General features: G+C 71.0%; 12 protein-coding genes. 6 read left to right on the top strand and 6 right to left on the bottom strand.

Annotated features, from left to right (window positions below):
- Window positions 1-58 precede the first annotated feature (58 nt).
- The 3 genes from N912_RS0130340 to N912_RS0130330 all read left to right on the top strand — a co-directional run bounded on the left by N912_RS0130340 (window position 59) and on the right by N912_RS0130330 (window position 3,272).
- Entirely contained in the window at window positions 59-1,714 is a 1,656-nt protein-coding gene (locus N912_RS0130340; RefSeq protein WP_028925340.1) for an AMP-binding protein, read from the top strand.
- 101 nt (window positions 1,715-1,815) lie between these two features.
- Complete coding sequence (locus N912_RS0130335; protein ID WP_028925339.1) at window positions 1,816-2,202, top strand: cold-shock protein; 387 nt, start codon at window positions 1,816-1,818, stop codon at window positions 2,200-2,202.
- A gap of 311 nt (window positions 2,203-2,513) precedes the next feature.
- Window positions 2,514-3,272, top strand: a complete 759-nt coding sequence (locus N912_RS0130330) for a response regulator transcription factor (RefSeq protein WP_425415328.1) — start codon at window positions 2,514-2,516, stop codon at window positions 3,270-3,272.
- Here the strand turns inward: N912_RS0130330 and N912_RS55705 are convergent.
- Window positions 3,269-3,745, bottom strand: a complete 477-nt coding sequence (locus N912_RS55705) for a DUF2771 family protein (protein ID WP_084211353.1) — start codon at window positions 3,743-3,745, stop codon at window positions 3,269-3,271. The two genes, N912_RS0130330 and N912_RS55705, sit on opposite strands and share 4 nt — an antisense overlap.
- Before the next feature lie 66 nt (window positions 3,746-3,811).
- Window positions 3,812-5,581 carry an MFS transporter gene (locus N912_RS55700; RefSeq protein WP_051581024.1) on the bottom strand — a complete coding sequence of 590 codons (1,770 nt, stop codon included), beginning with the start codon at window positions 5,579-5,581 and terminating at the stop codon, window positions 3,812-3,814.
- Window positions 5,582-5,723: 142 nt separating this feature from the next.
- Between N912_RS55700 and N912_RS0130315 the strand changes: the two genes are divergently transcribed.
- Window positions 5,724-6,512 carry an alpha/beta fold hydrolase gene (locus N912_RS0130315; RefSeq protein ID WP_028925337.1) on the top strand — a complete coding sequence of 263 codons (789 nt, stop codon included), beginning with the start codon at window positions 5,724-5,726 and terminating at the stop codon, window positions 6,510-6,512.
- 3 nt (window positions 6,513-6,515) lie between these two features.
- Here N912_RS0130315 and N912_RS0130310 read toward each other — a convergent pair whose 3' ends face one another.
- Window positions 6,516-6,869, bottom strand: a complete 354-nt coding sequence (locus N912_RS0130310) for an ArsR/SmtB family transcription factor (protein WP_028925336.1) — start codon at window positions 6,867-6,869, stop codon at window positions 6,516-6,518.
- A gap of 61 nt (window positions 6,870-6,930) precedes the next feature.
- On the opposite strand from N912_RS0130310, the gene N912_RS55695 reads away from it, so the two are divergent.
- Window positions 6,931-8,943, top strand: coding sequence for a heavy metal translocating P-type ATPase (locus N912_RS55695; RefSeq protein ID WP_037067465.1), 2,013 nt, complete (start codon window positions 6,931-6,933; stop codon window positions 8,941-8,943).
- Between the two features lie 161 nt (window positions 8,944-9,104).
- Here N912_RS55695 and N912_RS0130300 read toward each other — a convergent pair whose 3' ends face one another.
- Together N912_RS0130300 and N912_RS0130295 are read right to left on the bottom strand one after the other, a co-directional pair.
- Window positions 9,105-9,494, bottom strand: coding sequence for a nuclear transport factor 2 family protein (locus N912_RS0130300; RefSeq protein ID WP_028925335.1), 390 nt, complete (start codon window positions 9,492-9,494; stop codon window positions 9,105-9,107).
- Window positions 9,495-9,508: 14 nt separating this feature from the next.
- Window positions 9,509-10,297 (bottom strand): NIPSNAP family protein, encoded by a 789-nt coding sequence (locus tag N912_RS0130295; protein ID WP_051581023.1) that lies wholly within the window; start codon window positions 10,295-10,297, stop codon window positions 9,509-9,511.
- Window positions 10,298-10,383: 86 nt separating this feature from the next.
- Between N912_RS0130295 and N912_RS55690 the strand changes: the two genes are divergently transcribed.
- On the top strand, window positions 10,384-11,070 hold the full coding sequence (locus N912_RS55690; protein ID WP_211261448.1) for a TetR/AcrR family transcriptional regulator: 687 nt from the start codon (window positions 10,384-10,386) through the stop codon (window positions 11,068-11,070).
- Here N912_RS55690 and N912_RS55685 read toward each other — a convergent pair.
- Window positions 11,015-11,950 (bottom strand): isopenicillin N synthase family dioxygenase, encoded by a 936-nt coding sequence (locus N912_RS55685; RefSeq protein WP_037067464.1) that lies wholly within the window; start codon window positions 11,948-11,950, stop codon window positions 11,015-11,017. The genes N912_RS55690 and N912_RS55685 overlap by 56 nt on opposite strands.
- Window positions 11,951-11,952 lie beyond the last annotated feature (2 nt).

The raw sequence follows: 11,952 nt of genomic DNA, 5'->3' as shown, positions 1-11,952 counted from the left end.
CGGGCTGGTTGACGCAGGATATGGCGCAGCGCACACCGTCGTGAGCCACGAGGAGCCCATGATGAGCCCGCCCGTCCCTTCGTACAGCTCCGGCACGTCCGACCTGCCGCTGCTCGGTGACACCATCGGCGACAACCTGGACCGGACCGCAGCCAGGTTCGGCGACCGGGACGCGATGGTCGAGGTGAGCACCGGACGCCGCTGGAGTTACCGCGAACTGGTCGAGCAGGTGGATGCGCTCGCGCTCGGGCTGCTCGACTCCGGGCTGGTCAAGGGTGACCGGCTGGGCATCTGGGCGCCGAACCGCGCGGAGTGGACGCTCACCCAGTACGCCACCGCCAAGATCGGCGTCATCCTGGTCAACATCAACCCGGCGTACCGCACGCACGAGCTGGAGTACGTGCTGAACCAGGCCGGCATCCGGACCCTGGTGGCCGCCCGGGAGTTCAAGACGTCCGACTACGCCGCGATGATCGACGAGGTGCGGCCGAGGTGCCCGGACCTGGAACGGGTGGTGCTGCTGGACACCCCGGACTGGGACGCGCTGGCCACCGGGTCGACCACCGACCGCGCCGAGCTGGCCGCCGCCCAGGCCGGCCTGAGCCCGGACGACCCGATCAACATCCAGTACACCTCGGGCACCACCGGCTTCCCCAAGGGCGCCACGCTCAGCCACCACAACATCCTGAACAACGGCTACTTCGTGGGCGAGCTGTGCGGCTACACCGAGCACGACAGGGTGTGCATCCCGGTGCCCTTCTACCACTGCTTCGGCATGGTGATGGGCAACCTGGGCGCGACCACGCACGGCTCCGCCATGATCATTCCGGCGCCGGCGTTCGACCCGAAGGCCACCCTGGCGGCGGTCTCACGCGAGCGGTGCACCTCGCTGTACGGGGTGCCGACCATGTTCATCGCCGAGATCGCGGCCCTGGACGAGGACGGCTCGTACGACCTGTCCAGCCTGCGCACCGGGATCATGGCCGGCTCGCCGTGCCCGGTCGAGGTGATGAAGCAGGTGGTCTCCCGGATGGGCATGACCGAGGTGCAGATCTGCTACGGCATGACCGAAACCTCCCCGGTGTCCACCCAGACCCGCGCCGACGACTCGCTGGAGCGCCGGGTGTCCACCGTGGGCCGGGTGCACCCGCACGTCGAGGTCAAGGTGATCGACCCGGCCACCGGGCTGACCCAGCCCAGGGGCACCCCCGGCGAGCTGTGCACCAGGGGCTACTCGGTGATGCTCGGCTACTGGGAGGAGGCCGAGAAGTCCGCCGAGGCCATCGACGCCGCCCGCTGGATGCACACCGGCGACCTGGCCGTGATGGACTCCGACGGCTACCTGAACATCACCGGCCGGATCAAGGACATGGTGATCAGGGGCGGCGAGAACATCTACCCGCGCGAGATCGAGGAGTTCCTCTACACCCACCCGGACGTGCTGGACGCCCAGGTGATCGGGGTGCCCGACCAGAGGTACGGCGAGGAGCTGTGCGCATGGGTGCGGCTGCGGGAGGGCGCCGAGCCGCTGACCGCCGAGGGCCTGCGCGCGTTCGCGGCCGGAAAGCTGGCACACTACAAGATCCCGCGCTATGTACAGATCGTCGACGAGTTCCCCATGACGGTGACCGGCAAGGTCCGCAAGGTCGAGATGCGCGAACGATCCGTTGAGCTACTTGGGCTAAGGGCGGCCGCCCGGGTGAAGCACGCATAACTAACGCGCGCGTGGGCCATCGAGGGATAGGCTTGTGGTGCGCGTCCCGACGTCGCTCGGGGCGCGTTCGTCGTGATATGAGCAAGGGACGGGTGAGCAGGGTGCCGACCGGCAGGGTCAAGTGGTACGACGCTGAAAAGGGCTTCGGCTTTCTCTCCCAAGACGGGGGGCAGGACGTCTACGTCCGCAAGGCGGCGTTGCCGTCCGGCGTAGAAGGCCTGAAGTCGGGCCAGCGGGTCGAGTTCGGCATGGCCGAGGGCCGGCGCGGGCCGCAGGCGCTGTCCGTCCGTCTTGTCGACACGCCGCCGTCGGTGGTCGAGGCGCGCCGCCGCCCCGCCGAGGAGCTGCACGGCCTGATCGAGGACATGATCAAGCTGCTCGAGGCGAAGGTGCAGCCGGACCTCCGTCGCGGCCGCTACCCGGACCGGCGCACCTCCAAGCTGGCCGCCGAGGTGGTCCGCGCGGTCGCTCGCGACCTCGACGGCTGAGCTCGCGCCCGTATCCCCACCCGTCCCTGCGCGAGGCGGGTGCCTGACTCGCGAACTCATCGAGGCCGACCTTTCGTTCGTGCCCGCGCGCACACCGCTCCGAAGACAGACCGACGGTCGGTCTAGTCGAGGCACGGTCGGCACGGCGGATTCGGCGGGGACGTGCGGACTTCTGTGGGACAGGTGGGACGTGTGGTGCGCCTGCGCGCGCGTGGTAACGCAAGAGTGAGGACTGGCGTTATCAGTTATGTAGGCAACTCTTCTGTGGGGGTCCGTTGAGGGTGGCCTTCCTTTCAGCGGTACTGTCACGTGTGCCTCTCTCGGTGCCCTTTCAGCGTTTGAGCAGCAGGAGGTCGATTGGTCAGGTGGCTTACCTTCTGGTCGTAGAGGACCGCTCGCACGCCCGGCTGAGGTTGATTGACATCCTTATCTCGGCCGGGTACACCGCGACCTCTGTTCGGAACGCTCGGTCGGCGCTGCGTGCCGTGGTCGACCGCCGGCCCGGGCTGGCACTGCTCGACGTCTCCTCGGCGAGCGGCAACGACCTGACGCTGCTGCCCAAGCTGCGCGAGGCGGAGCCCGACCTTCCGGTGATCGTGGTCGCCGGCAGCGACGACGAGACCAAGATGATCGCCGCGCTGGACGCCGGCGCCGACGACTACCTGGTCCGGCCGTTCGGTCCGGGCGCGCTGCTGGCGCGGGTGCGGGCGGTGCTGCGGCGGACCGCCGGGTCGGACGCGCTACAGCCCAACCTGGTGCTCGGCGGCCTGGCCATCGACCGCAAGACCCGCACCGCCGAGCTGGAGGGCCGGCCGCTGTCGCTCTCGCCCAAGGAGTTCGACCTGCTGAGCTACCTGGCCAGCCGCCCGGGCCAGGTGGTGAGCCGGCGCGAGCTGCTCAGCGAGGTGTGGCGGATGCCGTACAGCCAGGCGGACCGCACGGTCGACGTGCACGTGTCCTGGCTGCGCCGCAAGCTGCGCGAGAGCGGCAAGGCGCCGCGCTACCTGCACACCGTGCGCGGTGCCGGCCTTCGCCTCGAGGTCCCCCAGATGCAGGACTCGGTCAACTAGCCCGCGTCGACGACCCAGCTGCCCCGGATCGGGAACGACATCTCACCGCCGGGACCGGTCGTCGGGTTGCCGCCGCCGAACTGCTGGACCTGGGCGGTCACCAGCTGGTCGGTGGGCGCCGGAAGCTTCAGCTCGTACTCGTGCCGTTGTTTCGGCGGGAAGACGGGGCTGCGCGCGTCCATCGTGCCGTTCCCGGTGCGGTAGCTGAACACGACGTGCCACGGGCCGTCCGCCACCTCGTCCGGGACCGTGACCCGCAGCGGCTGCCCGGCCGGCACGACCAGCCGCGCCACCGCGTCCGGCCGGTTGTCGCACTTCGTGACCTCGACGTCGCAGTACTGCGCCGGCGAAGCGCGCACCGTACCCCCCACCGAGCTGAACTCCACCGTCGGCGGCCCACCCGACCCGCACCCGGCCACCCCAAACCCAACCCCGACGACCAACACCCACGCCGGCCCCCACGCCACGCCCACACCTAACTCCGTTTCCGCTGGTCACAACCCGTGAGTGGTTAGCGTTGCTATGACAACGCTAACCACTCACGGGTGCTGACCAGGCCATTCGGCGGCCGGCTCGCGGTGGCGGAGCCAGGGCAGCAGGGAGGTGCCTCGGCTGATGAGTACGGACTGCGCGCCGACCAGGGCGGTCACGGCGGCCGCCGAGGCGAACCCGATCCAGTAGACGGGCGGCAGCAGCACGCCCATCGCGCCACCGAACACCCAGGCCAGCTGCAGGACGGTCTCCGAGCGGCCGAACGCCGACGCCCTGGACCGCTCCGGCAGGTCGCGTTGGATCACCGCGTCCAGGCAGACCTTGGCCAGCGCGCTGGCCGTCGAGGCGAGCAGCGCGACCACCGCCGAGAGCGTGATCCCCGGCATCGCGGCCGCCGCGATCGCGCTGGCCACCGACACCCCCACGCAGCCGAAGACGACCAGGTCCGAGCGGTCGAAGTGCTGGCGCGAGCCGACCGCGTTGCCGACGAAGCTGCCCAGCCCGGCCGCCGCGCCGACGATCCCGAGCAGGATCAGTTGACGCGCCGGCTCGCGCTCGGTCTCGGCCTTCACCGCGAACGCCACGAACAGCGTCAGGAACCCGGTGAGCAGCCGGATCGAGCAGTTGGCCCACAGCGCGACGGCCACCCGGCGGCCCATCGGCTGCCGGCCGTTGCCGCGCGCGCGGCGGTCGGCGTGCTCGCGCAGCGCCGCCGGCACCTCGCCCTCGGTGACCTCGACCCAGCTCGGGATGCGGATGCACAGCCAGGCGCCGAGCAGGCACAGCGCGGCGGTGTAGACCAGGGCGCCGGGGGAGCCGGTCAGCTGGGCGATGCCGGCCGCGCCCGCGCCGAACACCGCGCCCGCGACCAGCCCGAACACCGTCAGCCGGGAGTTCGTGGTGACCAGCGTGATCTTCTCGGGCAGCACCCGGGGTGTGACGGCGGCGCGCAGCACGGTGAACGACTTGGACAGCACCATGACGCCCAGCGCGGCCGGGTAGAGCCCCCAGTCGTCGAAGTGCAGCGCCATCACCACGCCGAGCACCGCGCGCCCGACGAAGCTGGCCGCCAGCGCCACCCGTCGGCCCCGCTGCACCCGGTCCAGCAGCGGGCCGATGACCGGGGCGACCAGCGCGAACGGTGCCACCGTGATCAACAGGTAGAGCGCCACCTTGGTCTTGCTCTCGGCCGTGGCGGCGGAGAAGAACAGCGTGTTGGCCAGCGCCACCGCGATCGCGGCGTCGTTGGCGTAGTTCAGCATGGTGGCGTAGGTCAGCGCGCGCAGCCCGGAGCGGTCCGCGCCGTCGGCCCCGGCCGCGCGCTGGAACGCCCGGATGCCCTGGCCGGTCAGCTGGCGCCCGCGCCAGGCCATCACCCGGGTGACGGTCAGCTTGCGCGGCGGCCGGGGATCGCGGGGTTCCGGCTCGGGCTCGTCGGCCCCGGCCCGGTCGTCGGCCCCGGCCCGGTCGTCGGCCCTGTCGTCGGCCCGGTCGTCCCGGTACGCGTCGCGCGGTGGCAGCGGCCGGCGTGGCGCGTCCAGCCAGGGCGGCGGGCTCGGCGGTTCGCCCTGGTACGGCGGGCCGGCCTGGAAGGGCAGGTCGGCCCGGTAGGGAGCGTCGGGCGCGTACGGCGGGTCGGGCCGCCGGTGCGGGTCGTCGGGCGGGCGGTGGGCGTCTCGTACCGGCGGCCGGGTGTGCCCGCCGTCCATGGTGATCCACATCTTGCGGCGCCTGCCCCCGGAGGACCAGCCCGCGCGGGCGGCTCGCCCGGGCGGCTCGTGGGACTCCGATCGCGACACGTCCTCATTGTTCCGCATTCGGCGGCCGCGGCGGTGGAACCGGCGATGCCCCGCACGGGGGTCACTGGCGCTCGCGCCCGGCGAGGACCGATGACTCTCGGCGTCGGCGGCGGTCTGATCCCATGAGACCCGGCAACCCGAGCGAAAGGCCACAGCGGACATGAGCACCGTCACCTCCCCCGACGGCACGGTCATCGACTACGACAGCCACGGCGACGGGCCGGCCGTCATCCTGATCGGCGGCGCCACCCAGCACCGCGCCATCGACGAGCGCACCACCCGGGCCGCCAGGCTGCTCGCGGCCGAGGGTTTCACCGCCGTCGACTACGACAGGCGCGGGCGCGGGCGCTCCGGCGACACCGCGCCGTGGGCGTTGGAGCGGGAGGTCGAGGACGTCGCCGCGCTGGTCGAGGCGGCCGGCGGCAGCGCCGGCCTCTACTCCAGCTCGTCGGGGGCGACAGTCGCGCTGGCCGCCGCCTCCGCCGGCATCGGCGTCACCTCGCTGGCGCTGTACGAGCCGCCGCTGTTCCCCGGCGCCGACCACACCGAGCACCTGGCCGAGCTGCGCGCGCTGCTCGCGGCCGACAAGCTCGACGACGCGATGCGCTACAACATGACGGCCGTGATCGGCCTGCCCGCCGAGGCCGTCGCCGGGATGGCGCACTCCCCGGGCTGGCCCGCGATGGTCGCCGTCGCGCGGACGCTCGTCTACGACCTGGCCGCCGTGCACGACGTCAACCTCGACCCGGACTGGCGCCGGCGCTGGGCCGGGGTCACGGTGCCGACCATCGTGTACTCCGGCGACCGCACGTTCCCCGGCCTGCCCGAGGCCGCCGACACGGTGGTCGCCGCGATCCCCCACTCGCGGCGCCGCATCCTGCCCGGCCAGGACCACGGCCCGGCGCCCGAGGCGATCGTGCCGGTGCTGCTGGAGTTCCTGCGCGGGTGACGCTCAGTCGGGCCGGTCGGTGATCCCCAGCCGCAGGTGCTCGACGTGGTACACGGCCTCGTCCAGCAGCTGGGTGACGTGGTTGTCGTAGAGGCTGTAGACGATGCTGCGGCCGTGCCGGGTGCCGGTGACCAGGCCGAGCGTGCGCAGCAGCCGCAGCTGGTGGGACACCGCGGACTGCTCCATCCCGACCGCCCTGGCCAGCTCGCTGACCGGCAGCGGCGCCTGGCGCAGCGCGGTGAGGATGAGCAGCCGGCTGGGCGTGGCCAGGGCCTGCAGGGTGGCCGCCACGGTGGCCGCGCTCTCCGGGTCCAGCCGTGCCGGCGGCCGGTCCGGTCCGTCCACCCCGTGTCCCACGGAGTGAGCCTACCGTCGTCAATAAATGAAGACGTCTTCATTTGTTCTGTTATCGTCGGCCATGTCGTCGACGGAGGGCATGGTCGGGGTGAGCGTCGTCGCGGTGCGCCCGGATCGCGGGGCGGTCGGGTCCACTGCGACAGGGTGGTTCGCGTTGTCCGAGGTCCGCTGGGCGGCGGGTGCGCTGGTGCTGTTCCTCGGCGGGCTGGCCGGGTGGCTGTCGGGGGCGCCTGCGTGGCTGTGGTGGACGTTCTACCTGGGGTGTTACGCGGCGGGCGGGTGGCGGCCCGGGCTGGACGGCGTGCGGGCGCTGCGCGGGCGGTCGCTGGACGTGGACCTGCTGATGGTGCTCGCGGCGGTCGGGGCGGCGGCGATCGGGCAGGTCACGGACGGGGCGTTGCTGATCGTCATCTTCGCCACGTCCGGCGCGTTGGAGGCGCTGGCCACCGCGCGCACCGAGGCGTCGGTGCGCGGGTTGCTGGAGCTGGCCCCCGAGACGGCCGTGCGGCTGGGTCCGGACGGCGAGGAGGAGCGGGTCGCGGCGGCCGACCTGGGCGTCGGTGACGTGATGCTGGTGCGGCCGGGCGCGCGGCTCGGGGCGGACGGCACGGTGCTCGCCGGGGCCAGCGAGGTGGACCAGGCCAGCGTCACCGGCGAGTCGGTGCCGGCCGAGAAGGCACCCGGCGACCGGGTGTTCGCCGGCACGCTGAACGGCACCGGTGCGTTGCGGGTGCGGGTGGACCGGGCGGCCGGGGAGTCGGTGCTGGCCCGGATCGGTGCGCTGGTCGGCGAGGCGATCCGGACCAAGGCGGCTACCCAGCTGTTCATCGAGAAGGTGGAGCGGCGGTACTCGATCGGTATGGTGGCGGCCACCCTGGCGCTGTTCGCGGTGCCGCTGCTGTTCGGGGCGGCGTTGCGGGAGTTGCTGCTGCGCGCGATGACGTTCATGATCGTGGCGTCGCCGTGCGCCGTGGTGCTGGCCACCATGCCGCCGCTGCTGGCCGCCATCGCGAACGCCGGACGCAACGGCGTGCTGGTCAAGTCCGCCGTGGTCATGGAGCGCCTCGGCGCTACCGACCGGGTCGCGTTCGACAAGACGGGCACGTTGACCACGGGCACGCCCGAGCTCGTCACCGTCCGCCCGCTGCCCGGTTCCGGGTTGACCGAGCGCGAGCTGTTGGCGCTGGCGGCCTCGGTGGAACGGCCCAGCGAGCATCCGCTGGCGCGGGCGGTCGTGCGCGCCGCGCGGCATGCCGGGGTCCGGCTCGCCGACGCCGAGGGGTTCGTGGCGCGTCCCGGGGTCGGCGTGGTGGCCAGGGTGGACGGCCGGTTGGTCGGGGCCGGGGCGCCGGCCGAACCGCCGTCGGCCCGGGTCGAGGTCGACGTTCCCGCAAACAGACCGACCGTCGGTCTATCTATGGAAGGGCAGGTCAGGGACGTGCGCGAGCGCGGGCAGACGGTCGTCGTGGTGCGGCGCGACGGCCGGCCGGTGGGCGTGCTCGGGCTGGCCGACCAACCGCGTGCCGGGGCCGCATCGGCGGTCGCCGCGCTGACCCGGCTGACCGGCGCACAACCCGCCCTGCTCACCGGCGACCACGCCGGCGTCGCCGCGCGACTGGCCGAGCGGCTGGGCATCGCGGACGTGCGCTCCGGCCTGCTGCCCGAGGACAAGGTCGCCGCGGTGCGCGAGCTTCAGGCCGGCGGCCGGCGGGTCACGGTGGTCGGTGACGGCGTGAACGACGCGCCGGCGCTGGCGGTCGCGGACGTCGGCGTGGCGATGGGCGGTGCCGGCGCCGACCTCACCCTGAGCGCCGCCGACGCGGTTGTGGTCCGCGACGAGCTGGCCAGCATCCCGGCCGTGATCGCGCTGTCCCGCCGCGCCCGCCGGGTGGTGATCGCCAACCTGGTCGTCGCCGCCACGTTCATCGCCGGGCTGGTCTGCTGGGACCTGCTCGGCACGCTGCCGCTGCCGCTCGGGGTGGCCGGCCACGAGGGCTCCACGGTGCTGGTCGGGCTCAACGGCCTGCGCCTGCTCCGCCAGTCCGCCTGGCACCGTGCCGGACGGGAGGCCTAGTGTCGTGTAAACAAGGTCGTCTTACCCGTCTTCGGCGCCCAGGCGGCGCCCCGCCGCGTTGTCGTCGCCCCCGATACAACCCCGGTATCGGGGACTCCTCCGCCTTGCGGTGCATCCACCTGGATCACCGAATCCGGGCAAGGAACCTCGTTTACACGACACTAGCCCGCCGCTGGCCAGGCCGACACGCTTGCCGTCCATCGGCCGAACTTGCCGTCGCGTACGGTCAGGAGTTCGAGCCCGAACAGTTCCATGCGCTTGTTCGTGCGGATGTCGATCCAGCTCCCGGTCCACGATGACACGAAATGGGGTGGGCAGAGGACCTCCAGTCGCTTCGACAGTTGGTAGTCGCGCATCTCGGCGAACCGCCGTTGCAACATCTCGCGCAGCTTGTCCTTTCCGGTGAACGGAGGGAACGAAGCGTAGTGAACCTCGACGTCCTCGGCGAAGCCTTCGAGAATCGACTCGACCTCGCCGTTGGCGAACAGCTTCTCGTAGTCCTCGAGCGCGGCGCCGACCGCGGCTTCGGTGAGCTTGTCCAGTGCTGTCATGGCCAGATCTCCCATCAGTCGCGCAGTTGCGAACGTGTCGTCGGCGCCAGCCGCAGGGTTCGAGGGGGCATCAGGAGCTGGCCGGTGAGCTCCGGGTACACCCGCTCCTTCCATGTCTTCCTGTTCCGCCCCAAGGCGGTCATGAACTCGTGGTACTTCTCCACGTTCTTGAAGCCGGTAAATGTGACGAAGACATTTTCGCCTTCGCGGATCGGTAGGCGTGGAAAGTTGTTCGGGCTGTGCTTCGTCTCGAACATGCCGAGGAGGCGGTGGGCGCCGGAGTCTCGGAGAACGGGGAGGACCACCGTCTCGTAGAAGTCGACGAATGCCGTGCTCACCGGTTTCTCGAAATGGTGGATCGTCGCGATCACGACACCGTCCGGGGCGTCCGAGTCGATGGGTGGCCGCTGGGCGGGATCGTCGAGCGCGAAGCCCGAGTCCGGCCGAACCGGCTTCAGGAGCAGCGCGTCGGTGCTGTCGATCAGCATCGACCGCGCGGTTTCGCCGTGCGCCGCCCAGGCAGGTCCTCCGTTGTAGAACGCGTTCAGCGCCCGCTCGCGCCCCGGCATGTCGGGAAAGCCGCGCATCCAGACGAACCGGTTCGGGTCGCCGAGATCCCGGAACTGGCCGATGGCCCTCGACCCGAGCGCCTCGTGGGCCTCGACGAACTCGCCGTCGAACAGCGCGACGAACCTGTCCCTCGTCCCCGGGAACAGGGTGTACTGCCGCAGGTCGACGACGGGGCTGCTCAGTTCGTCGGCCGGCGGCGGACGGTCGGCGGGGGGATCTTGGGGAGTCGTCATGCTGAACCACCCTTCACTACAGACCGTTTGACCTGTTTGTAGTACAGACCGGTCGGTCGGTCTTGTCAAGGTGCTAGGCTCGTGCCGTGAGTGGATCGACGGAGCCGGTGCGGCGGCGCACCAGGGATCCGGTGGCGGTGCGGCGGAAGATCGTCGACGTGGCCATGGACGCGTTCCAGGCGCGCGGCTACCACTCGACCTCCACGCACGAGATCATGCGGCTGGCGAACGTGACGAGCGGCGCCTTCCACCATCACTTCCCGACGAAGAAGTCGCTCGGGCTGGCCGTCATCCGTGACCGGGTCTCGCGGACGATCGAGGACACCTGGATCCAGCCGCTGGTGTCGGCCCGCACGGCCGCGGCTGGGATCCAGGCGGTCCTCGATCGGATCGCCGGCTCGATAGAGGCGAACGGGAAGGTTCTCGGCTGCCCGTTGAACAACCTCTCGCTCGAACTCGCGGCGGCGCCCGACCCCGATTTTCGGACCGAGCTACATGCGGTGTTCGAGCGCTGGCAGTCGGCGATCGAGGAGAAACTACGGACCGACCAGGACGATGGATATCTGGAGCGAGTGGATCCTCATTCGCTGGCGGTTCTCGTCGTCGGTGGCTACTCGGGCGCGATGACGATGGCGAAGGCCAGCCAGGGCTCGGCCCCACTGAGGGCGTGTGCGCAACAGTTGAAAGAGCTCCTCGACTCGTACACACCCACGCCCGTCATCGCGCGGCGAAGAGTTTCCGCATCTTCTCCGTCATCCACTCCCCGGCGGTGATCGACCCGTCCGAGGGGGCGTCGTGGTTGGGCTGGTAGAAGAACGGAATGGACAGTCGAGAGGACGTGTTCCCGCGTTCCGGGTTGACCACGCGGTGCATTGTCGACACCCAGCGGCCGCCGGTCCACAGCGACATCAGGTCACCGATGTTCACCACGAAACTGCCCGGGATGGCGCGGACATCGCGCCATTCGTCCTCACCCGCCATGACCTGCAGCCCGCCGAGGTTGTCTTCCTGGTAGAGAACGGTCAGGCCGCCGAAGTCGGTGTGCGCGCCCCTGCGTAGCTGGCCGGGGAGCGGCGCGGTGAGCTGCGGATAGTAGTAGTTGGCCACCAGCGAGGACACGTGCCTGTCGAACCTGTTGTCGAAATGGTGCTCGTCGTGCCCGAGCGCGAGGGCGGACAGCCGCATGAGGTCGGCCGACAAAGTCGTCATGGTTTCCATGTATTCCTGCCAGGTCCGCTTGAAGCCGGCCGGGACCTCGGGCCAGAGGTTGGCCAGCTTCCAGGTCGCCCAGTAGTCGCCGAGCCCGGCGCGTTCCGCCTCGTCGAGCTCGCCGGTCACGTGCACGCCGAAGGACTCGCACAGGTCGGGCGGGGTCTCGCGGTCGAGGCTGCGCGCGGTGCTCTCGCCCGACGAGCGGAACCCGGAGGTTCCGGGGCGGCTGGCGACGGCGTTCTTCTCCGATTCGGGCAGGGTGAAGAACGCGTTCGTGACCGTGTACATGCGGTCGACCAGATCCGACGGCACCCCGTGGCCGACAATGACGAAGAAGCCCGAGCGTTCGCACGCCGCGCCGATCGTCCGGGCCAGCTCCGCCCGCTTTCCGGTGTCGATCCTGGACGAGATGTCGATGACGGGGACGTAACCGTTTTCCATGT

It is taken from the genome of Actinospineispora acaciae DSM 45401 (genome assembly GCF_000620785.1).
GTDB lineage: Bacteria > Actinomycetota > Actinomycetes > Mycobacteriales > Pseudonocardiaceae > Pseudonocardia > Pseudonocardia acaciae.
Note: the sequence above shows the minus strand (reverse complement) of the source record. Positions and strands in the feature narration are given on the sequence as shown.

Bases quoted from the DNA above. Each gene is read 5' to 3' on its own strand.
- N912_RS0130300 (WP_028925335.1), bottom strand. From the start codon at position 9,494: ATGACAGCACTGGACAAGCTCACCGAAGCCGCGGTCGGCGCCGCGCTC.
- N912_RS55695 (WP_037067465.1), top strand. From the start codon at position 6,931: ATGTCGTCGACGGAGGGCATGGTCGGGGTGAGCGTCGTCGCGGTGCGC.
- N912_RS0130295 (WP_051581023.1), bottom strand. From the start codon at position 10,297: ATGACGACTCCCCAAGATCCCCCCGCCGACCGTCCGCCGCCGGCCGAC.
- N912_RS55700 (WP_051581024.1), bottom strand. From the start codon at position 5,581: ATGCGGAACAATGAGGACGTGTCGCGATCGGAGTCCCACGAGCCGCCC.
- N912_RS0130315 (WP_028925337.1), top strand. From the start codon at position 5,724: ATGAGCACCGTCACCTCCCCCGACGGCACGGTCATCGACTACGACAGC.
- N912_RS55685 (WP_037067464.1), bottom strand. From the start codon at position 11,950: ATGGAAAACGGTTACGTCCCCGTCATCGACATCTCGTCCAGGATCGAC.
- N912_RS0130340 (WP_028925340.1), top strand. From the start codon at position 59: ATGATGAGCCCGCCCGTCCCTTCGTACAGCTCCGGCACGTCCGACCTG.